Origin of the sequence: Streptomyces sp. NPDC051662 (assembly GCF_040681655.1) — a bacterium.
Taxonomy (GTDB): Bacteria; Actinomycetota; Actinomycetes; order Streptomycetales; family Streptomycetaceae; genus Streptomyces.
Map to the genome: position 1 here is coordinate 26,493 of NZ_JBFAZD010000011.1, position 25,150 is coordinate 51,642.

Here is a 25,150-nt window from a genome sequence, read left to right on the forward strand (position 1 = left end):
TCGCCGGCGCTCACGTATCCACGGGCTCGGCCGTCGGCCGTCGCGACGCCGAGTGGGCAGTGCGACCAACAGTCGGCCGTTGGGCGAACCGGCCGTTCATCCCCTCAGGTGGGCAAGGAGCTCGTCTTCGGCGGGATACGGGTGTTCCTGGGGCAGCAGTCGGGCGGCGGAGTCCAGGTCGCCGGCGGTGACGAGGGCGTGGATCTCGTGGGCGAGGGGAGTCACGTCGCGGATGGCGACCGTCCACTCGTCCGCGTAGCGTCGTGCGGCCTCGCCGGCGAGGCCGAGTTGCAGGGAGCGGTACGGCAGGGCTCGCAGCCGCAGGTCTCGCTCGGGATCCCACTGGATACGAGTAGGCGCACGCTTCAGCTGACGCTGCCAGGTGACGCGGTCGGGGTGCACCCCGCGCACATAGCTCGACAGGCACGCGTGGCGTAGCGCCCACTCGAAGCCGTCGCGGGTGATCTCAACGGCCAGCACGGTCTCCTGACCCGCCTTGGTGCCCCAGCCGCAGCGGTACATCATCCACAGGAACGACGGCTTGATCCACGTCATGCGGTCCCGCTTCCATACGGCGGGGAAACGCCCCTCGCTGGCGGCGGGCAGGCCGATTTCCGGGGAGTACGCCTGGTAGACGGTGATCGTGGATTCGGCAAAGGCCGCACGGATCCCGCGTTGAGGTTCTTCCATGGCGTACAGCCTGGGGCTGGCCGGTTCGGGCGGCCACTGATTTTCGGCATTCACGGGCCACTTGTCCGTGACCTCCGGAGCAGGAGCGACGCCGGTCAGGCGGAGGCGACGCCGATCGGGCAGGAGACGCCCGTGCCGCCGAGGCCGCAGTAGCCCGCCGGGTTCTTGTCCAGGTACTGCTGGTGTTCGGCCTCCGCCGGGTAGAACGTGCGGCCTTCCGCCGGGAGGATCTCCGTGGTGATCGTGCCGTAGCCGTTGCCCGTCAGGACCTTCTGGTAGGCGGCGCGGGAGGATTCCGCGGCCTCGGCCTGGGCCGGGGTGTGGGTGTAGACCGCCGAGCGGTACTGCGTGCCGACGTCATTGCCCTGGCGGAAGCCCTGGGTCGGGTTGTGCGACTCCCAGAAGGTCTTCAGCAGGTCGGCGTACGAGACGACCTTGGGGTCGTAGACGACACGCACCGCTTCGGTGTGGCCCGTCAGGCCGGAGCAGACCTCTTCGTAGGTGGGGTTCGGCGTGGAGCCGCCCTGGTAACCGACCAGGGTGGTCCAGACGCCTTCCTTCTGCCAGAACGTGCGCTCCGCGCCCCAGAAACAGCCCAGGCCGAAGTCGGCGATCTCCAGGCCCTCCGGGTACGGGCCCAGCAGGGGGTTGCTGAGGACCGTGTGGCGGGAGGGGACCGCGAACGTGGGCTCCGGGCGACCGCGAAGGGCCTGCTCGGGGGTGGGGAGCTCGGGGGTGCGGCGCAGGAACATGGCTCTCCTCGGGTATGGGGTCCTGATCAGAGGAACGTACGAGGGGTCCCGGACATTCCGGGACCGGTCCGCGGCCGGGGGCTCAGCGCTGCGGCGTCGAGCTGGGTGCTCAGCGCGGCAGCGTCGCCGGGCTGCCGCCGTTCGCCTCGTATCCCGCCACCGCCAGCGCCCGGTACACCGTGTACTCCGCCGCCGGGTCGCCGTCGTGCGTCCAGGGCAGCGCCCCGACATGGCCGTCCACCCGGACCAGCTGGTTCATCGCCTCCGCCCAGCGCTCGGACCGTACGAGGAAGAGGATCAGCAGATGCCGTACGTGCGGGAGCATCGGGTCGTCGTGCCGGGCCGCGTGGACCGCGAAGAGCGCGCCCTCCACCGCCTTCGTGACCACCGCGCTCTGGTAGAAGCCCTGCACGAGATTGACCTCGGGGAGGTGCTCGTACACCGCGAACAGCGGCAGCGCCGCCAGCAGCGAGCCCTGCGGGGCGCGCGCCGCCGCCGTGGTGGCGAACCGGTCGGCCTCTTCCCGCGAGCCGTGCCACTTCTCGCACCAGTAGTGCAGCGCCGCCAGATGCGCCCCCATATGCGCCGGAGCGCGGTCGATCACCTTCGCCCACAGCTGGTCGAACCGCTCGGGCTGGTAGCCGAGCCCACGGGCCACGGCCAGCTCGATGATGTACGGCACGGGGTCGCCGGGCGCCAGCAGGGCCGCCTCGCCGCACACCGTACGGGCCTCCTCCAGGATGATCCGGAACTCATCGGTCCCGGCGGCCGAGGACCGCCACGCCTGCTGCACCAGGAACTCCGCGTGCACCGCCGCCCCGCCCGCGTCCTTCGGCGACTCCGCACGCCAGGCCCGCAGCCACGCCCCGCCCGCCGGACGCTGTGCCTCTTTCACCAACGGCCCCTCCTGCGCCGGCGCACCCGCCGACGAAGCCTGGAGCTCAAGCGACGCCGCCCCGGCGAACGCCTGTACACGCTGCCAGCGCACCTCGCCCTCCTTGGGGGTGCCCGCGAGCAGCTGCGCGGCGGCGCGCCAGTCCTGGGTGCGCTGTACGACGTCGAGTACGTCGAGGAGGTCCTGCTCGGGACCCGGCAGCCGGACGTCGAGCGCCTCCTGCCGTACGAAGCCGTACGCGGCCGGGTCGGCGGCATCGGGCGACCCCGGGGCGACCTGGCGGATACCACCCCTGCTGCGCCGTACGAACGGAACGATCACCGCGGCCAGCAGGCCCATCGCGATCAGGAACCAGAGAATCTCCATGGCCCCATTGTCCCGGATGCCTACGCGCCCGGACCCGCCCGCCCCCACACCGTCACCGCCCGCGCCGGACGGCGAACCGGCGCTACGCTCAGCCCCATGAGCGACCAGCACATCAGCGAGCACCACTTCGAGACCCGCGCCATCCACGCGGGCAACACCGCGGACCCCCTCACCGGCGCGGTCGTCCCGCCGATCTATCAGGTGTCCACCTATAAGCAGGACGGCGTCGGCGGCCTGCGCGGCGGTTACGAGTACAGCCGCAGCGCCAACCCGACCCGTACCGCGCTGGAGGAGAACCTCGCGGCCCTGGAAGGCGGCCGGCGCGGGCTCGCCTTCGCGTCCGGGCTCGCCGCCGAGGACTGCCTGCTGCGTACGCTGCTGGCGCCCGGCGACCATGTGGTGATCCCCAACGACGCCTACGGCGGCACGTTCCGGCTCTTCGCGAAGGTCGTCTCCCGCTGGGGAGTGGACTTCTCGGTCGCCGACACCTCGGACCCGGCGGCGGTACGGGCCGCGCTCACCCCGCGTACGAAGGCGATCTGGGTCGAGACCCCCTCGAACCCGCTCCTCAACATCACCGACATCGCCCAGCTCGCCGGGATCGCCCGCTCGGCCGGGGCGAAGCTCGTCGTCGACAACACCTTCGCCAGCCCCTACCTCCAGCAGCCGCTGGCGCTGGGCGCCGATGTCGTCGTGCACTCGACCACGAAGTACATGGGCGGGCACTCCGACGTCGTCGGCGGCGCGCTGATCGTCGACGACGCGGAGCTGGCCGACGAACTGGCCTACCACCAGAACGCGATGGGGGCCGTCGCCGGCCCCTTCGACGCCTGGCTGGTGCTGCGCGGCATCAAGACCCTCGCCGTACGGATGGACCGGCACTGCGAGAACGCCGCGCGCGTCACCGAGATGCTCACCGCGCACCCCCGCGTCTCCAAGGTCCTCTACCCGGGGCTGCCGGAGCACCCGGGGCACGAGGTCGCCGCCAAGCAGATGAAGGCGTTCGGCGGGATGATCTCCTTCCAGGTGAAGGACGGCGAGGAGGCGGCGGTCGCGGTCTGCGACCGCGCGAAGCTGTTCACGCTCGGCGAGTCCCTCGGTGGCGTCGAGTCCCTGATCGAACACCCGGGCCGGATGACGCACGCCTCGGCGGCGGGCTCGGCGCTGGAGGTGCCCGCCGACCTGGTCAGGCTCTCCGTGGGGATCGAGTCGGGCGACGATCTGCTGGCCGACCTCCAGCAGGCGCTGGGCTGAGCGCCTTCCTAGGCCCTGTCCGCTGAGCCACGGACACCGTTCACCGCCGCTGGGGGCTTCACCAGTCCTCCAGCGGCGGTGTCGTCTCCGCCGGCGGCACCGACCACGGATGCGCGGCCGACGCCCAGACGCTGAACACGACCAGCGCCACGATCAGCAGCACCCAGAGCACCCGCCGCGCGGCCCGGCGCCTGCGCAGCAGCCGGGCGCCGCGTTCGGTGGCACGGCGGATCAGTTCGGCGGGCACGTCGGGCCGTACCGGATCCAGCATCATCCGCAGCACCTCGGCCCGCTTCCGGTCGGCGCCCCTCATCGGCCCGGCTCCCGCATCGCCGCGACCGCCCGCGCGCAGACCACCCGGACCCGCTCCACCGGGAGCCCGATCAGCGCCGCTGTCTGCTCATCGGCCAGCCCTTCGTACAGGCGCAGTACCAGAACGACACGTTCCTGCGGGCCGAGCCCCCCGAGCACGCCGCCCGCCCGACGGCCGCGCCGGGCCGGGTCACGCCAGGCGGCCTCGCGGGCGAAGCGCAGCACCAGCTCCCGGCGGGCGTGGTCGTACGGATCCTCGCCGTCGTCACCGCTGAGCCGGTCCCACTCCGCGTACGTACAGGACAGGGCGGCGATCAGCAGACGCTGGGCCCGCGTCGTGGCGTCGGGCGGCTCGCCCGTGAGCAGTACGGCCGCATGCAGCAGCCGGCCGGCCGCGCCCGCCGCGAAGGTCTCGAACTCCCGGGCGCGGCGGCGATCCAGGACAGCCCGCCGCTCTCGCACGACCTCATATGAGGCCAGTCAGGCGCCCAGGGTCAAGAGGGCGTCCCCGCGCCCCGGCCCGCCGCCTCCCCGGCCACGCGGGCGACCGGGTCCGGGTCATCCGTACCGCCCGTGTCGCCCTCACCACCCGTACCGCCTTCGCTGGAGGGCAGTCCGGCCGCCCGCGCCGACAGCGCGCCGTTGAACCGGGTGAGCAAGGTGGTGAAGGAGTTCCGTTCCTCCTCCGTCCAGCCGCCGGTGACCTGCGCCATCAGCTCGCGCCGCGACGAGCGGACCTCTTCGAGTCTGGCCAGTCCGCGCGCCGACAGTTCGAGCACGACCGCGCGGCCGTCCTCAGGATGCGAGGTGCGCTTGACCAGGCCGGTGTCGACCAGCGGCGCGACCTGCCGGGTGACGGTGGAGGAGTCGATGCCCATCCCGGCGGCCAGCGCCTTGACGCCCATCGGGCCTTCCCGGTCGAGCCGGTTGAGCAGCAGATACGCGGCACGGTCCATCGAGTTGCGGACCTGGCCCACACCGCCGAGCCGGGTCTGTTCGGCCCGCCGGGCGAAGACGGCCACCTGGTGCTGGAGGGCATCGAGGAGGCCGGCGTCGTCCGAGGGTTCGGAGGGCGTCTCCCTGGAGACCGACGCAGCGGAAGTCATGTCCTGAATGGGGGGCATGGCTGTGGCTCTCTCGTGCGGGGGTCGGTTGGTGGGGGACAGAGTACGCGGCGACGGCTTGGACCGTACCTGCCCTGCGTAAACCCGCCGAGGTAGCCGACCCGGACCGGAGCCCGGTCCGTGGACGCCGACGGCCCCCCGGCCGGTGAGCTGCGAGACTGGCACTCATGAGCTTCGGTACGTCCCGCCCGGTGCCACACGCCTCGCACCACCTCTCGCACCCCCTGATCCTCGATGACATCCGAGGGGCTCAGAAGATGCTGTCCGGCGTGGCGCGGATGACCGCGATGGAGGGGAGCAGGTATCTGACGCAGCTGGTCGGCGCACCGGTCCTCCTCAAGTGCGAGAACCTCCAGCGGACCGGCTCCTTCAAGCTGCGCGGCGCGTACGTACGGATCGCCGGCCTCTCCCCGGAGGAGCGCGCGGCTGGCGTCGTCGCGGCCAGCGCGGGCAACCACGCCCAGGGCGTCGCGCTCGCCTCCACCCTCCTCGGCGTCCGGTCGACGGTCTTCATGCCCCTCGGAGCGCCCCTGCCGAAGGTTGCGGCGACCCGCGACTACGGAGCGGAGGTACGGCTGCACGGACAGGTCGTGGACGAGACACTGGCCGCCGCCGAGGAGTACGCCAGAAACACCGGCGCGGTCTTCATCCACCCCTTCGACCACCCGGACATCATCGCCGGACAGGGCACGGTCGGCCTGGAGATCCTGGAGCAGTGCCCCGAGGTACGGACGATCATCGTCGGGATCGGCGGCGGCGGGCTGGCCGCGGGCATCGCCCTCGCGGTGAAGTCGCTGCGCCCCGACGTCCGGGTGATCGGCGTCCAGGCGGCGGGCGCCGCCGCGTATCCGCCCTCGCTCGCCGCCGGCCGCCCGATCGGGATCGACTCACCGCAGACGATGGCGGACGGCATCAAGGTGGGCCGCCCGGGCGACATCCCGTTCCAGCTGATCCGGGAGCTGGTCGACGAGGTGCGTACGGTCTCCGAGGACGAGCTGTCCAGCGCCCTGCTGCTCTGTCTGGAGCGGGCGAAGCTGGTGGTGGAACCGGCCGGGGCGAGTCCGGTGGCCGCGCTCCTCAGCGACCCCGGCGCCTTCCACGGCCCGGTGGTCGCGGTGCTCTCGGGCGGCAATGTCGACCCCGTACTGATGCAGCGGATCCTGCGCCACGGCATGGCGGCGGCCGGTCGCTATCTGAGCCTGCGGCTGCGGGTGACGGACCGGCCCGGCGCGCTGGCCACGATGCTCGGCGTGCTGTCGGTCGCCGATGCCAATGTGCTCGATGTGAGCCATGTACGGACCGATCCGCGGCTCGGGCTGACAGAGGCGGACGTGGAAGTCCATCTGGAGACCAAGGGGCCCGCGCACTGCACGGAGGTGGCGGCGGCGCTGCGGGAGGCGGGCTACACGATCCTGGGCTGACGGAGCGCGCCTGCCCCGCTGACGGAGCCGCCTGCCGGACCGTGTGGTCCGGCAGGCGGCTGCCTCGTGGTGCTCAGCCCTGGTAGGGCTTGGCGTTGAGGATCTTCACGGAGGCGGTCCTGCCGTTGGGCAGCTCGTACTCCGCGTTCTCACCGACCTTCTTGCCGTTCACACCGCTGCCGAGCGGGGACTGCGGCGAATAGGTCTCGATGTCCGAGCTGGCGTACTCACGCGAGGCCAGCAGGAAGTCCAGGGTGTCGTCCGGATCTCCGTCGAAGGCGATCGTCACGACCATGCCGGGCTCGACGATCCCGTCGTCCGCCGGGGCCTCGCCCACCTTGGCGTTCTGCAGGAGCTGGGTCAGCTGGCGCACTCGGAGCTCCTGCTTGCCCTGCTCCTCCTTGGCCGCGTGGTACCCGCCGTTCTCCCGCAGATCGCCCTCCTCACGGGCCGCCGCGATCTTCGTAGAGATCTCCGTGCGCGCGGGACCAGACAGGTACTCCAGCTCGGCCTTCAGCTGGTTGTACGCCTCCTGGGTGAGCCAGGTGACGTTCTCACTGGTCTGGGTCACAGGTGCTCCTCGTAGGTACCGGGAATACAAAGCAACGCCCTACCCAGAAGGATGTGCCTTCTCGGGTGGGCGAAACCACGAGCCTAACAATTTCGTGGCGGAAGGGGGAGGACGAATGCCATCAGAATTACATCAGCGCAGGTCAGCGCCCGGCATCGGGGGCGCTGACGGCGGGTCCCGGGGCTTTCACCGCCGGTTCCGGCGCGCGAAGGCCCGGGTTTTTTCGGACGCGCCCTAGTCCGACGTGCAGGCCAGCAGCTCGGTACTGGTCGCGCTGTCCGTGGTACGCACCGTGACGACCCGGTCGATCCGTGTCTCGCCCGCACCGAAGCGCACGTCCAGCCGGCCGACCTCCGCGCCGCTCTCCGCGAGGGAGCGCAGCGTACAGCTGCCGGTGGCGTCCCGGTCCTTGCGGACCTCCAGATGCGCCTCGACCTCGGTGGCGGAAACCCGCTTGAACTTGATGAGCTCGCCGGAGACACTCCGCTCGACCACGTAGTGATAGCCGAACCAGCCGACCAGACCGATCAGCGCGACGCCGAGCACCGCGCCCACGATCTTCAGCTTGCGGTCCGCGCGCTGGTCCGCCGAACGGCCGTAGCGGTCCCGGAGAGTCTCCTCACGCACCACGGCCATGATCGTTCCCTTCGGAGTCGGGCAACCCGGAATTTCCGCCCCCCGACATCCGTCACTATAGAAGCCGTCCAACGCGACACATCACTGAGGATCGAGTCTTGACTGAGCAGCTGCGACTGATGGCCGTTCACGCCCACCCCGACGACGAGTCGAGCAAGGGCGCGGCCACCATGGCCAAGTACGTGTCCGAGGGGGTGGACGTGCTGGTCGTGACCTGCACGGGAGGCGAGCGCGGCTCCATCCTCAACCCCAAGCTCCAGGGTGACGCCTATATCGAGGAGCACATCCACGAAGTACGCAAGAAGGAGATGGACGAGGCGCGCGAGATCCTCGGCGTCAAGCAGGAGTGGCTGGGCTACGTCGACTCCGGTCTGCCCGAGGGCGATCCGCTGCCGCCGCTGCCCGAGGGCTGCTTCGCGCTGGAGGACGTGGACGAGGCGGCGGGCCGTCTCGTACGCCTGATCCGGTCGTTCCGGCCCCAGGTCGTCACCACGTACGACGAGAACGGCGGGTATCCGCACCCGGACCACATCATGACCCACAAGATCTCGATGGTGGCGTTCGAGGCCGCGGCGGACAAGGAGAAGTACCCGGAGGAGGACTTCGGTCCCGTCTGGCAGCCGGAGAAGCTCTACTACAACCAGGGCTTCAACCGGCCGCGTACGGTCGCGCTGCACGAGGCGCTGCTGGCCCGGGGCCTTGAGTCCCCGTACGGCGAGTGGCTGGAGCGCTGGAAGGAGATCGACCGCGAGGAGCGGACGCTGACCACGCATGTCCCGTGTGCCGACTTCTTCGAGATCCGGGACAAGGCGCTGATCGCGCACGCCACCCAGATCGACCCCGACGGCGGCTGGTTCCGTATCCCGATGGACATCCAGCGGGAGATCTGGCCGACGGAGGAGTACGAGCTGGCGAAGTCGCTCGTCGATACATCCCTCCCCGAGAGCGACCTCTTCGCGGGCATCCGCGACAATGCCTGACATGGATGCGATTCAGGCAGTGGCGTTCGCGGCTCCTCTCGCCAAGGAGCTCGACGAGAACAAGGTGACGCCCGGTGTGCTCGGGTTCATCGTGTTCGCGGTGATGGCGGGGGGCGTGTGGATGCTGATGAAGTCGATGAACCGCCACATGGACATGGTCAACTTCGAGGAGACCCCGGCGGAGCCGCCGGTCGCGGTCGCGCAGTCCTCGAACGCGCAGTCCCTGGACGCGCCGTCTTCGAAGCGGCCCGCGGAGAGCGAGCCGACGTCCGCCGCCCCGCGCGGCGAGTAGCGGCCTTCGGCGTCCCGCGCCCGGCCCCCTGACGCCCGACCCACAGGGCGTCACGGGGCCGGGGGTGCCGGACAGGACCTAGGTGACCGCCGTCACCGGTACGCCCATGACCTCCCGTGCGTGACGGCTCGGGACCATGCCCAGCTGCCAGGCCTGCCAGCCGTCCTCCAGCCGTACGCCCCTGCTCAGCATGACCCCGAGCGTCGCCACGGATTCCGTGAGCTTGCTGTCGCGGTACGCGTGGCCGGCGGCGGAGAGGTCCGACAGCTCCTGTTCGGCGACGACCGAGCCCACCTCGATACCACCCGCCGAGGCGTACGGCAGGAGCGTGCAGCGCAGGAAGCGGGACCAGTCGGTGCCGCGGTGGTCGTCGTACGAGGCGAAGAGCGCCGTGGCCTCGTCGCACAGCTGGAGCGCCTGGCCGGGGCGGTTGTTGCCGGCGTCGATGATGGCCAGCTCCAGACAGGTCCAGGCCTCGCCGTGGGCGACACCGATGCGGCGGAAGTCCGCGCGGGCGTCGGTCAGCAGCTGGCGGGCGAAGCCGGAGTTGCGGAGGTTGCCGGTCTGGGCGGCGCGCTGGTCGCGGGTGACCCGGCCCGAGTGGTGTCTGGCGCAGGCCAGCCCGTACACGTCCCGCATCCGGGAGAACATCGTGCGCGCCCGCTCCAGTTCCCGTACCGCCTGGTCGCGGTCGCCGGTCGCCTCCAGCGACTGGCCCAGGTAGTAGAGCGTCCACGCCTCGCCGCGCGCGTCCTCGTTGTCGCGGTGGCGGGCGAGGGCGTCGCGCAGTTCGCCGACCGCGGGGGCCGGGTCGCCGTCCACCAGCCGGGTACGGGCGAGCTGGGTCATCGCCCAGGCCTCGCCCCGGCCGTCGCGGGTCCTGCCGTACAGATCGAGGGCCGCGCGCAGCTCCGCCTCCGCCCGCGCCGCCTCGCCCAGCCGCAGATACAGCTGGCCCAGCTGGAAGTGCGTCCACGCCTCGCCGTGCAGGGACTCGTTCTCACGGTGCAGTACGAGCGCGCGGGACAGGAGTGTGAGCGCCTCGGCCAGTGAGCCGCGGTCGCGCTCGACGGCCGCCAGCGCGTGCAGCGTCCAGCCGCGGTCGCCGGCCAGCGGCTCCGGGGACTGGAGGGCGAGCGCTTCGCGCAGCTTCGCCGAGGCCTCGGTCAGATTGCCCTGGTGGTGCAGGGTGATGCCGAGCGAGCACAGCGCGCGGGCCGCGCCCGCGTCATGGTCCGCCTCCCGGTAGAGACCGACGACCGTGGTCAGGGTGGTGCGCGCCTTGTCCAGCTCGCCGAGCTGCCGGGCCGCGATACCCGTACGCCACTGGACCGAGCGGAGCAGCAGCCCCTGGCCCACCGCCTGGGTCAGCTCGTTGATCTCGCCCAGCCGGTAGAGGTCGCCGCGCAGCAGGCAGTAGTCACAGAGCGCGCCCAGCAGGTTGAGTACGGCCTGCTGGTCGACGCCCTCGGCGTGCCGCAGCGCGGCCGTGATGAAGCTGGACTCGTCGTCCAGCCAGCGCAGCGCCGACTCCAGCGAGGAGAAGCCGTGCGCGTTCGCCGCGGTCTTGAAGAGGTCCGCGCGGGTGGAGGTCTTGCCGTCGACCAGCCGGATCACGGAGTCGGCCAGCTCGCCGTAGTTCCGGATCAGCCGCTCCTGGGCGGCCGTACGGTCCTCGGCGCCCTCCTCGTCCCGCAGCCGTGAGTGCGCGAAGATCCTGACGACATCGTGCAGCCGGTAGCGGCCGGCCCGCACAGGGTCGATCAGACCCGCCCGGGACAGCTCGGCCAGCAGCCGGCCCGCCTCCTGCTCGTCCGTCGCCAGCAGCGCCGCCGCCGCTGCCGCGCCCAGGGAGGCGCGGCCCGCCAGCGCGAGGCGGCGCAGCAGTCTGCGGGCCTGGTCGCTCATGTCGGTGTAGCGCACCCACAGGGCCCGCTCGACCGGTTCGACCGGGCCGTACGCGTCGAGGTCCGTGGCCAGCTGATGGGCGGAACGCGACGTGAGGGAAGAGCCCGCGATCCGCAGGGCGAGCGGCAGGCCGCCGCACAACTCGCCGACCCGGTCGGTGGATTGCGCGTCGTACGGGCCGTCCGCCGACGCGGCGGACGGTTCGGCCACGGCCCGCAGCAGCTCTTCCGCGCCCGCCGTGTCCAGCGGTTCGACGGACAGCTGGTGCACCCAGGCCGGTACGTCGTCGGGCAGATCGAGCCGTTCGCGCGCGGTCACCAGCACCAGGCTGTCGGACCGTTCGGGCACCAGCGTCCGTACCTGCTCGGGGTCGGAGGCGTCGTCCAGGACGACCGTCACCGGCAGACCCGTCAGATGCTGGTGATACAGCTCGCTCAGCCGCCGTACCTGCTGCTCCGGGGAGGAGCCCTCACGGAACAGCAGCTGCTCGCGCGGCGCGCCGAGCCGGTTGAGCAGATGCAGCAGCGCGTCGCGGGTCGACAGCGGCGCCTCGAAGGAGCCGCCGCCGCGCAGGTCGACCACGCACGCGCCTCTGAACTGGTCCTTGAGCTGGTGCGCGGCCCGTACGGCCAGTTCGGTACGGCCGGCGCCCGGGGCGCCGTACAGCACCACGACCGTCGGCTTCGTCTCCGTCGACACACGGGCCGCGTGCACCCACTGCGCGATCTGTGCCATCGCCGCGCGCCGGCCGGCGAACGGCCCGTCGGGCTTGGGCAGATGGCCGAAGGACTGCTCCAGCACAGTGCGCCGGCGGGCGGCGGCGCTCCGGTCCCCGCCGCGCAGCTGCGGGACGACGGTGGGCTTCTTGGTGGTGCGGCGGGACGCGGAGGTCAGCACCCGCTGCTGGTCGAGGAACGGGCGGATGCCCCGTACCTCCAGCGCCGTCAGCCACTGGAGCCGCAACTGCTCGGTGCCGCCGGGCTGGCCGGCCGCCCCGGCTCTGCGGTGCGCGGCCGGCCAGTGCGAGGCGGTCACCTTGGCGACGGTGGTCGCGGCCCCCGCGACCGCGACGACGGCCCCGGCGCCGAGCGCGACGCCCGCGGCGGTGCCCAGCGCGACATCCGCGCCGATGGCGGCGACCGCGGCGACGGACGTGACCAGTGCGGGCGTTCCGAGGGATTGTTTGCTGAAGCGTTCCGAGAGCGCGGGCCGCTCGGCCCGCTCCGTGTCCAGCGCGCGCACATACGCGGCGTACTCCTCGTCCGCACCCGCCGCGATGGCGTCCAGGGCGCCGCGCCCGCGCGCGAGCAGGGTGTTCCCCTCGGTCCGCCCGCCGGAGCGCCGTACCTCTTCCTCCACGGCACGTACCAACAGCCTCTCGGCCTCGGCCCGGTGGCTTTCCCGCATCTGCGTCCCCTCCGAGAGCTTGGGTTGAGAAACGACATTGTCCTGTGCGCGCGGCGTGAGCGCGAGGGCATCGCTCCCGCTGGGGCAGGATGGGTCGCATGGCGAACCGACTGGCCCATGAGACCTCCCCCTACCTTCTCCAGCACGCCGACAACCCGGTCGACTGGTGGCCGTGGTCGCCCGCGGCGTTCGAGGAGGCGCGGCGGCGGGACGTGCCGGTGCTGCTGAGTGTGGGGTACAGCAGCTGCCACTGGTGCCATGTGATGGCGAGCGAGAGCTTCGAGGACCCGACGACCGCCCGGTACATGAACGCCCATTTCGTCAGCGTCAAGGTCGACCGCGAGGAGCGGCCCGATGTGGACGCCGTCTATATGGAGGCGGTGCAGGCGGCCACCGGGCAGGGCGGGTGGCCCATGACGGTGTTTCTGACGGCGGACGGGGAGCCGTTCTACTTCGGTACGTACTTCCCGCCCGCGCCCCGCCACGGCATGGCGTCCTTCCCGCAGGTCCTGGAGGGGGTCAGTGCCGCCTGGAAGGACCGGCGCGGGGAGGTCGCCGAGGTCGCGGCGCGGATCGTGGGGGAGCTGGCGGGGCGGTCGCTCGCGTACCGGGGGGACGGGGTGCCCGGTGAGGAGGAGTTGGCGCAGGCGCTGCTCGGGCTGACGCGGGAGTACGACGCCGCGCGGGGCGGGTTCGGCGGGGCGCCCAAGTTCCCGCCGTCGATGGCGGTGGAGTTCCTGCTGCGCCACTACGCCCGTACCGGCGCGGAGGGCGCGCTTCAGATGGCGGCCGACACGTGCGAGGCGATGGCCAGGGGCGGGATCTACGACCAGTTGGGCGGCGGGTTCGCCCGGTACTCGGTGGACCGTGAGTGGACGGTGCCCCACTTCGAGAAAATGTTGTATGACAATGCGCTGCTCTGTCGGGTGTACGCGCATCTGTGGCGGGCCACCGGATCCGATCTGGCCCGGCGGGTGGCGCTGGAGACGGCCGACTTCATGGTGCGTGAACTGCGCACGGCCGAGGGCGGGTTCGCGTCCGCGCTGGACGCGGACAGTGACGACGGCAGCGGCGCGCATGTGGAGGGCGCCTTCTATGTGTGGACGCCGGACCAGCTGCGCGAGGTGCTGGGGGAGTCCGACGCCGCGTTCGCCGCGCGGTACTTCGGGGTGACGGAGGAGGGCACCTTCGAGGAGGGGGCGTCCGTGCTGCAACTGCCCCTGGACGGCGGGGTGGCGGACGCCGAGCGAGTCGATTCCGTACGGCGGCGGCTGCTCGCGGCGCGCGACGGGCGGCCGAGGCCCGGCCGGGACGACAAGGTGGTGGCCGCCTGGAACGGGCTCGCGATCGCCGCCCTGGCCGAGACCGGTGCCTACTTCGACCGGCCGGATCTGGTGGAGCGCGCCACCGAGGCCGCCGATCTGCTGGTGCGGGTGCATCTGGACGATACGGCGCGGCTCGCCCGTACGTCGAAGGACGGCCGCACCGGCTCCAACGCGGGGGTGCTGGAGGACTACGGCGATGTCGCCGAGGGCTTCCTGGCGCTCGCGGGGGTGACCGGTGAGGGGGCTTGGCTGGAATTCGCCGGGTTCTTGCTGGACATTGTGCTCGACCGGTTCGTGGCCGAGGGCGGGACGCTGTACGACACGGCGAACGACGCCGAACGTTTGATCAGGCGCCCGCAGGACCCCACGGACAACGCCACGCCGTCCGGCTGGACGGCCGCCGCCGGAGCGCTCCTCTCGTATGCCGCGCACACCGGCTCGGAGGCTCACCGCGCCGCTGCCGAAGGGGCGTTGGGGGTCGTCAAGGCTCTTGGGCCGAGGGCGCCGCGCTTCATCGGCTGGGGGCTGGCGGTGGCCGAGGCGCTGCTCGACGGGCCGCGCGAGGTCGCGGTCGTGGAGAAGCCGGGGGACGCGGGCGGGGCCGGGCCGGGGCGGAGCGCGCTGCACCGCGCGGCGCTGCTCGGCACCGCGCCGGGCGCCGTCGTCGCCGCGGGAGTGGCCGGAAGTGATGAGTTCCCGCTGCTGGCGGACCGTCCGCTGGTCGGCGGGGAGGCCGCCGCCTATGTCTGCCGGAGGTTCGTCTGCGCGGCACCGGTGACAGAAGTGAGCGCCCTCAAGGGGGAGTTGGGCGTTTTCGAGTAACGCTTGGCTGATTTCCGACGCATGGTGAATCGGCCTGAAACGCAGTATTCACCCAATCGGCCCTCCGACGGTCACAGGTCCCCCCTATTGTCTCCACAAGAGTCACAACAGGTGTGCACGGGGGGACTGTGCGCACAAGGGGGATGTACGGGTCAGCCGACGGCCAGGGGGGCCTGCCGCGGCCGGCCCTGGCCGAGGGGGGCCATGTGTTCACGTCCGTATTCATCGCTGCCATTTCACTGGCGCTGTTCTGGATGGCCGCGTTCACGCTCTGGTGGCAGATGCACGCCTGGCGTACGCCGGAAACGCTGGCCGCGACCAGATTCGACCGGCCCGACGGCGGTCGCGAGGGCTCGTTCTCGCTGCTCCTGCCGGCCCGTCATGAACAGGCCGTGCTGGAGCACACCGTCGAGCGGCTGCTGAAGTCCAGCCACCGCAGGTTCGAGATCATCGTCATCGTCGGGCACGACGACCCGGAGACCGCGGCGGTCGCCGAACGGGCCGCCGCCCGCGCCCCGCACCGGGTCAGGGTCGTCGTCGACACCCATGAGGCCAAGAACAAACCCAAGGCGCTCAACACCGCGCTGCCGCACTGCACCGGCGAGGTCGTGGGGGTCTTCGACGCCGAGGACCAGGTCCATCCGGAGCTGCTGACCCATGTCGACCACGCCTTCCGCACCACCGGCGCCGATGTCGTCCAGGGCGGCGTCCAGCTGATCAACTTCCACTCCAGCTGGTACAGCCTGCGCAACTGCCTGGAGTACTTCTTCTGGTTCCGCAGCAGGCTCCATCTGCACGCCCAGAAGGGCTTCATCCCGCTCGGCGGCAACACCGTCTTCGTACGGACGGACGTCCTGCGCGAGGCGGGCGGCTGGGACCCGAACTGCCTGGCCGAGGACTGCGATCTGGGCGTACGGCTCTCCAGCGTCGGCAAGAAGGTCGTCGTCGCGTACGACTCCGACATGGTGACCCGCGAGGAGACCCCGGGCTCGCTGATGTCCCTGCTCAAACAGCGCACCCGCTGGAACCAGGGCTTCCTTCAGGTGTACCGCAAGAAGGACTGGCGCCAACTGCCCACGCGCGGACAGCGGATGCTCGCCCGCTACACGCTGATGACACCGTTCCTCCAGGCGTTCACCGGTCTGGTCATCCCGCTCAACGTGGGGGTCGCGCTTCTTCTCGACGTCCCGGTGACCGTCGCGTTCGTGACGTTCCTGCCGCTGGTCACCGCCATGGTGACCTTCGTCTTCGAGGTCGTCGGACTCCATGACTTCGGCAAGCAGTACGGACTGCGGGTGCGGCTGACGCACTATCTGAAACTCATCGTCGGCGGCCCCTTCTACCAACTGCTCCTCGCGGGCGCGGCGATCCGCGCCGTCTGGCGCGAGCAGCGGGGGCACGGCGACTGGGAGCTGACCAGTCATGTCGGCGCGCATCTCATCCGAGAGGACGTCCACGCGTGACCTCCACCCTCCCCACGGTGACGACCGCGCAGCCGACCGTCGTCACCGCGCGGCCGGGTCATGCCCGCCCCCGCCGCGGCGGCCGGACCCATCTCACCGTCCGCCCGGTCATCCGCTTCCGCCGCTCCCGCGCCGATCTGCTCCTGTGCGGGGTGCTCCTCGTCGCGATCCTGCTGGTCCAGGGCTGGAACATCCAGCACTATCCGACGCTCAGCGACGACGAGGGCACCTATCTCGCCCAGGCCTGGGCCGTCCAGGAGGGCAAGGGCCTCGCCCACTACACCTACTGGTACGACCATCCGCCGCTCGGCTGGATGCAGATCGCCTTTCTGACCTGGCTGCCCTCGCTCCTCTCGCCCGAGACGATGACGGTCGCCCCGATGCGCTTCGCGATGCTGCTGGTCAGCGCGGCGAGTGCGGTCTTCCTCTATGTACTGGCCCGGCGGCTCTGGCTGCCGCGCTGGGCCGCCGGGCTGGCGATGGTCCTGTTCGGGCTCTCCCCGCTCTCCGTGGTGCTCCAGCGGGAGATCTTCCTCGACAACCTCGCCGTGATGTGGATGCTGCTCGCGTTCTGTCTCGCGGCCTCGCCCAGCCGGCATCTCTGGCACCACTTCGCGGCCGGACTCGCCGCCGCCGTCGGGGTGCTCACGAAGGAGACCATGCTGGTCGTCCTGCCCGCGCTGCTGGTGACGCTCTGGCGGCACAGCCATCGCGACACCCGGAAGTTCGCGGTGACCGGCGCGATCACCGCCTGCGCGCTGGTCGGGCTCTGCTATCCGCTGATGGCCCTGCTCAAGGGGGAGCTGCTGCCGGGCGACGGGCATGTCTCGCTCTGGGACGGCATCACGTACCAGATGAGCAGGCCCGGATCCGGCTTTGTGCTCGACCCCGGCAGCGGTTCGTACGGGGTGCTCCAGTCCTGGCTGTACTACGACCGGGTACTGCCGCTCGGCGGGATCGCGGGCGCCGTCCTGCTGATGGTCACCCTGCGCTGGTCGGTCACCGCGCGGGCGCTGGCGGGCCCCGCGCTGGCCGTGGTGATCCTCACCCTGGTCGCCCTGCGCCCGTCCGGTTATCTGCCCGCGATGTATGTGATCCAGGGACTGCCGTTCCTGGCGCTGGTGCTGGCGGGCGGCGCCGCGTCCGTCAGCCACGCGATCCTGCGCAGACGGCGCGGTCCGAGGGAGGGCCGGGCGCTCACCGCCGTCCGCCGGACGGCGCTGGCGGCGCTGGCCGCGACCGCGCTCGTGGTCGTCGTACCCCGGTGGTACGAGGGCGATCGCACCGCGCTGACGGCCGACGCCAACGCCCCCTACCGGCAGGCGGCTTCCTGGATGGCGACGGAGGTGCCCGACCCCTCCCGGGCCCGGGTGCTGGTCGATGACGCGCTCTGGCTCGATCTGGTGCACGCCGGGTACGCGCCGGGGCTCGGCGCGATCTGGTTCTACAAGGCCGACCTCGACCCGGCCGTCACGAAGACCATGCCGAACGGCTGGCGCGATCTGGACTATGTGGTCGCGTCCCCGACCGTACGGCGCGACGCGCGCGATCTGCCCAAGGTGCGTGACGCGCTGGAGCACTCGACGGCCGTCGCCGTCTTCGGGGAGGGCGAGGACCGGATCGAGATCCGGCGGATCGCGGGAAGTGCGAAGGGCGACCGGAACGCGGGAGGCGACGAGCGATGAGCATTCTTCCCCCCATCGGTGCCGGGGAGCGCGGTGAACCGGAGCTGGAAGCGACCGTCGTCGCCGAGCCAGGCGCCGTCACCGTCATCATCCCGACCTTCAACGAGTCGGGAAACATCAGGGAGTTGCTGCGGCAGCTCACCGACGCCGTACCGGCCAGGCTGCCCTGCGAGGTGCTCTTCGTCGACGACTCGACCGATGACACCCCCTCGGTGATCGCGTCGGCGGCGCAGGACTGCCCGTTCCCCGTGAACGTGATCCACCGCGACAAGCCCGAGGGCGGTCTCGGCGGCGCGGTCGTCGAAGGGCTCAGGGCCGCCGGATCCGAGTGGATCGTGGTCATGGACGCCGATCTCCAGCATCCGCCCGCGCTCGTCCCCGATCTGGTCGCCGCCGGGGAACGGACCTCCGCCGATCTCGTCGTCGCCAGCCGCTATATCGACGGCGGCAGCCGGGCCGGTCTGGCGGGCGGCTACCGCGTCGCCGTCTCCCGCGCGGCGACCTGGCTGACCAAGGGGATCTTCCCGGTCAGGCTGCGCGGGATCAGCGACCCGATGAGCGGGTTCTTCGCGATCCGGCGCTCCGCCGTCACCTCGGAGGCGCTGCGTCCGCTCGGCTACAAGATCCTGCTGGAGCTGGCCGTACGCTGCCGGCCCGAACAGCCGGCCGAGGTGCCGTTCGTCTTCCGCGACCGGTTCGCGGGCGAGTCGAAGTCGACGGCGAAGGAGGGGCTGCGCTTCCTGCGCCATCTCGTGGAGCTGCGGACGGCCGCGCCGCTCGCCCGGTGATCGTCTTCGGACTGATCGGGCTCACCGGCTTCGTACCGAACCTGCTCGCGCTGCACGGGCTGACGGCGGCCGGGGTCCACTATCTGCCGGCCGAGGTGCTGGCCAACCAGTTCGGTGTGGTGTGGAACTTCCTCCTGATCGAGACGCTGCTCTTCCGCGACCGGCGGGCGCACCGGCACTGGGCGGACCGGGTGGGCCGGTTCGCGCTGCTCGCCAACGCCGATCTGCTCCTCCGTATCCCGCTGATCGCGCTGCTCGTCGGCCGGTTCGGGATGGGGGTGCTGATGGCGACCGCGTGCGCGCTGCTGGCGACATTCGTGGTGCGGTTCGTGGGCACGGAGGCGCTGGTCTATCTGCCGAAGCGGCGGCGCGCGGGGCGTGGCGCCCAGGTCCTTACGGTGCCGGGCGCGGCGCCGGCCGAGGCGGTAGAGGGTCCCGAGGGGAGCGTGCGCCGATGAGCCCCGGCCGTCCGCGCGTCTCGCCGCGCCGGTTCCGCACCTCGCGCCGTACCGCGTTCCTCGCCCTCCTCGCGCTCACCGGCGGGCTGCTGTTCGCCACCCAGCAGCCCGCGATGGCCGGGGCGAACCTCGTCAAGAACCCCGGGTTCGAGACGCCGGGCGCGGACGGGATGCCGTACTGCTGGGAGCGGTCCGGCTGGGGCGACAACGACTTCTCCTTCGACACCGTCGCCGACGCCCACTCCGGCAGCGCCGCGCTGCGGGTCGAGCTGACCCGCCGGACCGACGGCGACCGCAAGGCGCTGATCACGGAGTCCGCGCAGTGCGCGCCCGCGGTGGTGCCCGAGCGGCAGTACGACCTGTCCCTCTGGTACAGGTCGACGACCCCCGACGCCGCGATCACGCTCTTCCGGCATGACACCACGGCCGGCTGGCAGTACTGGACCGACCTCAAAACCCTTGACCTGAGCGCCGGTTACCAGCGGGCCGAGGTCCGTACGCCCGTGATTCCGCCCGGCACCGACCGGATCACCTGGGGCGTGTCGGTGTACGGCACGGGCAGTGTGACCACCGATGACTATGTGATGGAGGAGGTCGCCCCGCCGCCCGTCGAACCGGAGTGCACCGGGACCGCCGAGGAGTGCGCCCATGGCCGCTGGCAGGTGCTGCCGACGGAGAACCCGGTGCGTTCGATGCACTCGGTGGTGCTGCACAACGGCAAAGTGCTGCTGATCGCCGGCTCCGGCAACGACCCGGAGATGTTCGAGGCCGGCACGTTCACCTCCGCCGTGTACGACCCGGCGGACGGCTCGTACCGTACGGTCCCCACCCCCGACGACATGTTCTGCTCCGGCCATGTCCAGCTCTCCGACGGCCGGGTGCTGGTGATGAGCGGCAACAAGGGCTATCCGTCGGCGGACGGCACGGTCGGCTACCAGGGCCTCAAGGACTCGTATGTCTTCGACCCCGCCACCGAGACGTACACCAGGACCAACGACATGAACGACGGGCACTGGTATCCGTCGGCCACGATCATGGGCAACGGCGATGTGATGTCCTTCGGCGGGCTGCGCGAGGACTCCAGCGGCTCGGTGACCGCCGAGCGCTGGTCGGCCGCCCAGGACAGCTGGCTGCCGATGGGGCAGGTCAACCAGACCTGGTCGTACTGGGGCCTGTATCCGTCGATGATCCTGATGCAGGACGGGCGGCTCTTCTACTCCGGCAGCCATGTCTTCGGCAATGGCACCCCGGGCACCGGCTCGTCGGTCTACGACTACGACGCCAACACGGTGACCGAGATCGCGGGGCTCCAGAACAAGGACGAGCGCGACCAGTCGGCGAGCGTGCTGCTGCCGCCCGCGCAGGACCAGCGGGTGCTGACGATCGGCGGCGGCAATATCGACTCCAACCCGGAGGCGAACCGGCTGACGGACCTGATCGATCTCAAGCAGCCCAACCCCCGTTACACACCGGGCCCGTTGCTGCCGCAGGGCACCGTCGACCTCGGCAACGGACCCCAGCCGCAGACCGGGGCGCAGGGCAAGATGTACGGTTCCGCCGTGCTGCTGCCCGACGGCAAGGTGCTGGAGACGGGCGGCGCGCTGCACAACCGCGCCAACCCCGTCTACGAGTCCTCGCTGTTCGACCCGGTGACGGACACCTTCGATCCGGTGGCGGTGGACCCGCAGGCGCGCGGCTACCACTCGTCGGCGTTCCTGCTGCCGGACGGCCGGGTGATGACGACCGGCGACAACCCGGGCAACGGATCCTGGAACCATCAGGTGTCGCTCTACACCCCGCCGTATCTCCTCAAGGGGCCACGCCCGCGGATCACGTCACTGATCGATGACCAGTGGCTGTACGGGGACACGCAGCGGATCACGGTCGACCGGCCGATCGCCAAGGCCGAACTGATCCGGCCGGCCGCGGTCACCCACTCCTCCGACCCCAACCAGCGGTTCGTGGATCTGCCGCTCTCGGTGGACGGAAACGACGGGAACACCGTCGACCTCAATGTCATGAGCAACCCGAATCTGGCGCCTCCCGGCTGGTACATGCTCTTCGCGGTCGACGCCAACGGCGTTCCCTCGGTGGCCGAGTGGGTGCGTCTCGGCGGCCCCCCGGCGCTCGCCGACCAAGCCGCGGAGTCGGCGCATGTCCATGACTTCGCGGGGGAGTTGGCGAAGAGCCCCGAGAAGCCGCGGAAGAAGCGGACCTCGGCGCCGGTGAGCCCGCGGGTCGCGGGATGCGACCGGCACTACGGCTCCGCCAACGTCTGCGTACCGACGGTCTTCCCGGAGACGGTGCGGGGGAGCACGAAGGCGGCGACGACGAAGGCGCGCTGCGACTGGCTCGCGGCGAACGACTACGGGCGGCTGAAGGTGAACGGCGGGGACGATCCGCTCCGGCTGGACCCGGACGGTGACGGGGTGGCGTGCGAGAAGGGGGACGTACGGAGGCGCTGAACGCCGGACTCCGATGGGGAACGGCGCGCGCGTACGCGGAGCCCCCCCGGCAGCCTCCGTGGCCTCCGTGTACGCGCGACGCCCCGTCACTTCATCCCGATGTCGGTGCTCAGCCATATCATTTGTCCAAGGTGTTCCCGGTCGCGGTTCTACGATGCGATCGTGGTGCACGACGCGATCGTGGTGCACGACGCGAGGGGGGCGTTGATGTCCGACGTGGATTCCCGTTCCGGCACACCCGGCCTGCGGGGTATGGAACGGCTGTCGCGAGACCTGCCGCACGGGGTGGAGCTGTTCCATCTCGGGCCCGAGGGCAGCGTGTTGTTCGCCGACCGGGACGGCGCGCGCGAGCTGGGCCCGAGCGAGGAGTTCCTGCGCTTCATCGACGACGGGCAGTTCGCCCACTATCTCGTCGGTGACGCGCGCACCTCGCCCGAGCGCCCGTCCAACGCCACGTTCAAGCTCGGGGTCGTCGGCCCGCGCAGCGCGTTCACCCCGCACGCGCACGGCGGCGAGCACATCGTGCTCAGTCTCGGCCATGCCGCCTGCGGTCTCTACGACGCGCCGCGCGGCCGGGTCACCGAGATCCGGCTGTTCCCCGGGGCCATGATCCGGATCCCCGAGATGATGCCCCACTCCTTCGCCAACCGCGGCACGAAGCCGTTGAACATCCTCGCCGCCAACACCGGTTTCGGTATCGACCACGAGGATTACGCGATCACCGCCGAGGAGGCCGAGCGCCGCGCCGTGGACGACGCGAGCGACGACGGCGTACGGCACGGCCGCGGCGCGCTCGGCACGGTCACCCGCGTGAGCACCGACTACGGGCTGCTGGCCGCCGCGCTGCGCGACATCGAACGTATCCAGCGTGTCAGGGGCATCGGCGCCACCACCGTGCGAGAGCGTCTCGCCGCCGGGCTCCGGCGCGCCGCGTCCGCACTGGAGGGTCCGCGATGATCTGCCCGTTCTGCGACAGGAACCTGCTCTTCAAGGAGCGGCCCAACCGCACCTGCTCCCACTGCAAGCGGCGCTTCGCCCTGGATCCGAGGACCAACTCGCTGAAGATGAGTGACCTACGGGTCCGCCGCCTGCTCGTGAAGCTCACCGACGGCGGCCGGCTGAGGATCTCCGTCGACCAGCTCGGGGCCCCGGCGCCGTCCAAGAGCGAGAGCCCGGTCGTGGAGGCCCTGGGATGTCTATGGGTCCCGCTGCTGATCGGCGTCATCATGTTCGTCGTCGGAGTGACCGCCGATGACATGGGCGGATTCGTCATCGCGGGCTCCGTCCTCGTCCTCATCGTCGTCCTCGGCCTGTCCGCCGCCCTGATCTTCGGCGGGAAGGAACAGAAGAGGGAGCAGGCGAGGCATCCGCTCAGCGGCTTCCGCGGCATGATGGCGACCGACTGGAAGAACGTGTACGGCTCGCTCCCGCCCGGGGTCGTGGACGACTTCCCGTACCGCCGCGTCTACCTCCCTGAGGGGGCGCGTCTCGCGCTGCTCTGTCCGGACCGGGCCGTCGCCGCCTTCCTGGTCGCCAACGGGATACCGGAGCGGTACGGAGTCGTCGTCGCCACCGAGGTCGAGCAGGTGCCGGACGCGCTGCCCGTCCTCGTCCTGCACGACGCGAGCGCGCCGGGCTGCCGGCTGGTCGTGCGGACGCGTGAGGCGCTGCCCGGCCGTACGGTGATCGATGTCGGGCTGCCGCCGCGCGCTGTCATGGGCACGCCGGGCGCGCCCGCGCGGCGGGGCGGCAGGCCGGCGAAGGACCTCGTCAAGTGGCTGGGCGAGAGCGGGACGCTCACCAAGGACGAGCTGGAGTGGCTGGCCAAGGGCTGGACCGTCTCGCTCGTCGCCGTACGCCCCGCCAAGCTCCTCGCCGCCGTCAGCAGGACCGTCGAACGCGTCGCCGCCGCCACCCGTACGGATCCCGAGCGCCGCGAGGCGGAGGCCGTCGGGTTCCTCACCTGGCCCGGCGAGGCGGGCCGATGACCCCACGCGCCGCCGTGGGCATCGGCGACCGGCTGCTCGACCGCGCCCTCGCCACCGCCGTCGGACGAGCGGGCGCACCCGGTCGGATCCGGTTCACCGAGCGGCAGTTGTACTACGAGATGTGCCGCGTCCTGCGCCCGCCGCGCATGGTCCCGCGCAGGCTTCCGCTGACGCCCGCGCCGCCCGTACGGTACGAGCGGTTCGAGGAGGCTCTGCGGCGGCGCGGCCCGGTGCCGGGGCTGCTGACCTCCGCTCCAGCCACCGCTTCGGCTTCGGCCCGTGTGCCTCGCGAGCCCTCCGGGACACCCGAGCCCGCCGAGATCTCCGAGCCCTCCGAGCCCGATCTCTACGACTACGGACTGCCCCGGCTGCTCGTCTGCCAGAGCCGTCAGGTGGCCCGGATGCTCCTCGCCAACGATGTGCATCTGGAGGCCGCCTGCCCGGTGTTCGCCGCTGACGACCTGCCGCTCGATCCCCGGCTGGTGGCCGGGCTCGGCAGGGTGGACGGCGCCACCGCGCATGTACTGCACGACGCGAGCGTGGACGGCATCGCGCTCACCGCGCGGGTGCGCGACGCGGTCCCCGGCGCACGGGTCTCCTCGATGGGCCTCGTACCCCGGCACGCCACCGCGCTCCATCTGATCTCGCCGCGCGGCCCGGCACCGGGACCCGGCCCGCTGCCCCTGCCCGCCGGACTCGAAGCCCGCGAGCGGGACTGGCTCACCGAAGGGCGCTTCGCCGAGGTGGAGTCCGTACCGCCGGCCCGGCTGCTGCGCACCGTACTGCGGCTCGTACGCGGGCCGAGGACGCCCAGCCATTCGGTCAGGGCCGGGCTGCGCGAGCTGCGTACGGCGGGATTCATGACATGGCCGACGAACCAACCAGGGGATACGGGGACCAAAGGTGATAAACCGGCCACGCGAGACGGAGTACAGGGATGAGCTGCTCGCCGACCACAGCGTCCACCGCCGCTACCGGGACGGACGTGAGGAGTGGCGGCGGCGCGAAGACGGCACGCGCGTGCGCTGGCACGACAACCAAGGCGCTTCCGGTACCGATGAACTGCTCGGCGGACGCATCATCAAGCGCCAGTACTCCGACGGCAGGGTGACCTACGGCAGGGACATCGGCTACGGCCGCACGCTCTGGGACCGGGGCGAGACGATGCTCGTCAACAAGACCTCGTTCGGTGGACGCATGGGCGTGCTGCTCGGCGGTCTCGGGCTCGTCAGCCTCGCCGTCACAGCCACCCAGCTCCCGCCGGAGGAGCTCACCCCCGAAGAGGAGGAGGAACTGCGCCAGCAGCAACAGCAGCAGGCGGCGGCCCAGAACTCCTCAGGCGGCGGGGACGTGGGCGGCGACGGCAGTGACTGGGACTCCGGCGACGGATGGAACTCCGACGACGACGGCGGCTGGAGCGACGACGACTTCGGATAGTCCGGCGCGCGGGACGGGCGGGGTGCCGGACGGACCGCCGGACGGACGGACGGACGGCCGGTCGGTCGGACGAGCCGCGGAAACGCGCGCATCGAGCGGAATCGGGCGGAA

At 71.3% G+C, this 25,150-nt stretch carries 21 protein-coding genes and 1 pseudogene; 13 read left to right on the forward strand and 9 right to left on the reverse strand.

Annotated elements, in window-relative coordinates:
- Positions 1-96: 96 nt before the first annotated feature.
- From AB0M67_RS19685 to AB0M67_RS19695, 3 genes are all read right to left on the reverse strand, one after another.
- On the reverse strand, positions 97-690 hold the full coding sequence (locus AB0M67_RS19685; protein WP_365747046.1) for a DUF4291 domain-containing protein: 594 nt from the start codon (positions 688-690) through the stop codon (positions 97-99).
- 95 nt (positions 691-785) lie between these two features.
- On the reverse strand, positions 786-1,442 hold the full coding sequence (msrA, locus tag AB0M67_RS19690; RefSeq protein ID WP_365747048.1) for a peptide-methionine (S)-S-oxide reductase MsrA: 657 nt from the start codon (positions 1,440-1,442) through the stop codon (positions 786-788).
- A 109-nt stretch (positions 1,443-1,551) separates the two neighbouring features.
- A complete protein-coding gene (locus AB0M67_RS19695; RefSeq protein ID WP_365747050.1) occupies positions 1,552-2,703 on the reverse strand; it encodes a hypothetical protein in 1,152 nt (383 codons plus the stop codon).
- 96 nt (positions 2,704-2,799) lie between these two features.
- Here AB0M67_RS19695 and AB0M67_RS19700 point away from each other — a divergent pair, with 96 nt between their 5' ends.
- Positions 2,800-3,957, forward strand: coding sequence for a cystathionine gamma-synthase (locus AB0M67_RS19700; protein ID WP_365747052.1), 1,158 nt, complete (start codon positions 2,800-2,802; stop codon positions 3,955-3,957).
- A gap of 58 nt (positions 3,958-4,015) precedes the next feature.
- Here the strand turns inward: AB0M67_RS19700 and AB0M67_RS19705 are convergent, their stop codons facing one another.
- The 3 genes from AB0M67_RS19705 to AB0M67_RS19715 are packed head-to-tail and all read right to left on the reverse strand — an operon-like array spanning position 4,016 to position 5,375.
- Positions 4,016-4,270, reverse strand: coding sequence for a hypothetical protein (locus tag AB0M67_RS19705; protein WP_365747054.1), 255 nt, complete (start codon positions 4,268-4,270; stop codon positions 4,016-4,018).
- Positions 4,267-4,731, reverse strand: coding sequence for a sigma factor-like helix-turn-helix DNA-binding protein (locus AB0M67_RS19710; RefSeq protein ID WP_365747056.1), 465 nt, complete (start codon positions 4,729-4,731; stop codon positions 4,267-4,269). Before AB0M67_RS19710 ends, AB0M67_RS19705 begins: the two co-directional genes overlap by 4 nt.
- A 32-nt stretch (positions 4,732-4,763) precedes the next feature.
- Positions 4,764-5,375 carry a MarR family transcriptional regulator gene (locus tag AB0M67_RS19715; protein ID WP_365747058.1) on the reverse strand — a complete coding sequence of 204 codons (612 nt, stop codon included), beginning with the start codon at positions 5,373-5,375 and terminating at the stop codon, positions 4,764-4,766.
- 185 nt (positions 5,376-5,560) lie between these two features.
- Between AB0M67_RS19715 and ilvA the strand changes: the two genes are divergently transcribed.
- Positions 5,561-6,814, forward strand: a complete 1,254-nt coding sequence (ilvA, locus tag AB0M67_RS19720; RefSeq protein ID WP_365747060.1) for a threonine ammonia-lyase — start codon at positions 5,561-5,563, stop codon at positions 6,812-6,814.
- A 73-nt stretch (positions 6,815-6,887) separates the two neighbouring features.
- Here the strand turns inward: ilvA and greA are convergent, their stop codons facing one another.
- Positions 6,888-7,385 (reverse strand): transcription elongation factor GreA, encoded by a 498-nt coding sequence (gene greA, locus AB0M67_RS19725; protein ID WP_365747062.1) that lies wholly within the window; start codon positions 7,383-7,385, stop codon positions 6,888-6,890.
- 234 nt (positions 7,386-7,619) lie between these two features.
- Positions 7,620-8,021: a DUF4307 domain-containing protein gene (locus tag AB0M67_RS19730; RefSeq protein ID WP_365747064.1), complete on the reverse strand. Its 402-nt coding sequence runs from the start codon at positions 8,019-8,021 to the stop codon at positions 7,620-7,622.
- A 98-nt stretch (positions 8,022-8,119) separates the two neighbouring features.
- Between AB0M67_RS19730 and mca the strand changes: the two genes are divergently transcribed.
- Together mca and AB0M67_RS19740 are read left to right on the forward strand one after the other, a co-directional pair.
- Complete coding sequence (mca, locus tag AB0M67_RS19735; RefSeq protein WP_365747065.1) at positions 8,120-9,001, forward strand: mycothiol conjugate amidase Mca; 882 nt, start codon at positions 8,120-8,122, stop codon at positions 8,999-9,001.
- Complete coding sequence (locus tag AB0M67_RS19740) at positions 8,994-9,293, forward strand: hypothetical protein (protein WP_365747067.1); 300 nt, start codon at positions 8,994-8,996, stop codon at positions 9,291-9,293. Before mca ends, AB0M67_RS19740 begins: the two co-directional genes overlap by 8 nt.
- Before the next feature lie 78 nt (positions 9,294-9,371).
- Here the strand turns inward: AB0M67_RS19740 and AB0M67_RS19745 are convergent, their stop codons facing one another.
- Positions 9,372-12,608 (reverse strand): tetratricopeptide repeat protein, encoded by a 3,237-nt coding sequence (locus AB0M67_RS19745; RefSeq protein WP_365747069.1) that lies wholly within the window; start codon positions 12,606-12,608, stop codon positions 9,372-9,374.
- 98 nt (positions 12,609-12,706) lie between these two features.
- Here AB0M67_RS19745 and AB0M67_RS19750 point away from each other — a divergent pair, with 98 nt between their 5' ends.
- The 9 genes and pseudogenes from AB0M67_RS19750 (at position 12,707) to AB0M67_RS19790 (ending at position 25,039) form a co-directional block, all read left to right on the forward strand.
- On the forward strand, positions 12,707-14,755 hold the full coding sequence (locus AB0M67_RS19750; RefSeq protein WP_365747070.1) for a thioredoxin domain-containing protein: 2,049 nt from the start codon (positions 12,707-12,709) through the stop codon (positions 14,753-14,755).
- Between the two features lie 206 nt (positions 14,756-14,961).
- Positions 14,962-16,218: a glycosyltransferase gene (locus AB0M67_RS19755; RefSeq protein ID WP_365747072.1), complete on the forward strand. Its 1,257-nt coding sequence runs from the start codon at positions 14,962-14,964 to the stop codon at positions 16,216-16,218.
- Between the two features lie 110 nt (positions 16,219-16,328).
- On the forward strand, positions 16,329-17,903 hold the full coding sequence (locus AB0M67_RS19760; RefSeq protein ID WP_365747434.1) for a glycosyltransferase family 39 protein: 1,575 nt from the start codon (positions 16,329-16,331) through the stop codon (positions 17,901-17,903).
- Positions 17,900-19,149: pseudogene (locus tag AB0M67_RS19765) on the forward strand (glycosyltransferase family 2 protein). Before AB0M67_RS19760 ends, AB0M67_RS19765 begins: the two are co-directional and overlap by 4 nt.
- On the forward strand, positions 19,146-21,614 hold the full coding sequence (locus tag AB0M67_RS19770; protein WP_365747074.1) for a galactose oxidase early set domain-containing protein: 2,469 nt from the start codon (positions 19,146-19,148) through the stop codon (positions 21,612-21,614). Before AB0M67_RS19765 ends, AB0M67_RS19770 begins: the two are co-directional and overlap by 4 nt.
- 162 nt (positions 21,615-21,776) lie before the next feature.
- Positions 21,777-22,571 carry a cupin domain-containing protein gene (locus AB0M67_RS19775; protein ID WP_365747076.1) on the forward strand — a complete coding sequence of 265 codons (795 nt, stop codon included), beginning with the start codon at positions 21,777-21,779 and terminating at the stop codon, positions 22,569-22,571.
- The gene (locus tag AB0M67_RS19780; protein ID WP_365747078.1) at positions 22,568-23,602 is read left to right on the forward strand and encodes a hypothetical protein; all 1,035 of its coding nucleotides are present in this window, start codon (positions 22,568-22,570) and stop codon (positions 23,600-23,602) included. Before AB0M67_RS19775 ends, AB0M67_RS19780 begins: the two co-directional genes overlap by 4 nt.
- Entirely contained in the window at positions 23,599-24,543 is a 945-nt protein-coding gene (locus AB0M67_RS19785; RefSeq protein WP_365747080.1) for a hypothetical protein, read from the forward strand. Before AB0M67_RS19780 ends, AB0M67_RS19785 begins: the two co-directional genes overlap by 4 nt.
- The gene (locus AB0M67_RS19790) at positions 24,506-25,039 is read left to right on the forward strand and encodes a hypothetical protein (RefSeq protein WP_365747082.1); all 534 of its coding nucleotides are present in this window, start codon (positions 24,506-24,508) and stop codon (positions 25,037-25,039) included. The genes AB0M67_RS19785 and AB0M67_RS19790 overlap by 38 nt, the downstream gene beginning before the upstream one ends.
- Positions 25,040-25,150 lie beyond the last annotated feature (111 nt).

Excerpts from the sequence above, each read along its gene's own strand:
- AB0M67_RS19685 (WP_365747046.1), bottom strand. The coding sequence starts at position 690 with ATGGAAGAACCTCAACGCGGGATCCGTGCGGCCTTTGCCGAATCCACG.
- msrA (WP_365747048.1), bottom strand. The coding sequence starts at position 1,442 with ATGTTCCTGCGCCGCACCCCCGAGCTCCCCACCCCCGAGCAGGCCCTT.
- AB0M67_RS19695 (WP_365747050.1), bottom strand. The coding sequence starts at position 2,703 with ATGGAGATTCTCTGGTTCCTGATCGCGATGGGCCTGCTGGCCGCGGTG.
- AB0M67_RS19700 (WP_365747052.1), top strand. The coding sequence starts at position 2,800 with ATGAGCGACCAGCACATCAGCGAGCACCACTTCGAGACCCGCGCCATC.
- AB0M67_RS19705 (WP_365747054.1), bottom strand. The coding sequence starts at position 4,270 with ATGAGGGGCGCCGACCGGAAGCGGGCCGAGGTGCTGCGGATGATGCTG.
- AB0M67_RS19715 (WP_365747058.1), bottom strand. The coding sequence starts at position 5,375 with ATGACTTCCGCTGCGTCGGTCTCCAGGGAGACGCCCTCCGAACCCTCG.
- ilvA (WP_365747060.1), top strand. The coding sequence starts at position 5,561 with ATGAGCTTCGGTACGTCCCGCCCGGTGCCACACGCCTCGCACCACCTC.
- AB0M67_RS19730 (WP_365747064.1), bottom strand. The coding sequence starts at position 8,021 with ATGGCCGTGGTGCGTGAGGAGACTCTCCGGGACCGCTACGGCCGTTCG.
- AB0M67_RS19740 (WP_365747067.1), top strand. The coding sequence starts at position 8,994 with ATGCCTGACATGGATGCGATTCAGGCAGTGGCGTTCGCGGCTCCTCTC.
- AB0M67_RS19745 (WP_365747069.1), bottom strand. The coding sequence starts at position 12,608 with ATGCGGGAAAGCCACCGGGCCGAGGCCGAGAGGCTGTTGGTACGTGCC.
- AB0M67_RS19750 (WP_365747070.1), top strand. The coding sequence starts at position 12,707 with ATGGCGAACCGACTGGCCCATGAGACCTCCCCCTACCTTCTCCAGCAC.
- AB0M67_RS19770 (WP_365747074.1), top strand. The coding sequence starts at position 19,146 with ATGAGCCCCGGCCGTCCGCGCGTCTCGCCGCGCCGGTTCCGCACCTCG.
- AB0M67_RS19780 (WP_365747078.1), top strand. The coding sequence starts at position 22,568 with ATGATCTGCCCGTTCTGCGACAGGAACCTGCTCTTCAAGGAGCGGCCC.
- AB0M67_RS19785 (WP_365747080.1), top strand. The coding sequence starts at position 23,599 with ATGACCCCACGCGCCGCCGTGGGCATCGGCGACCGGCTGCTCGACCGC.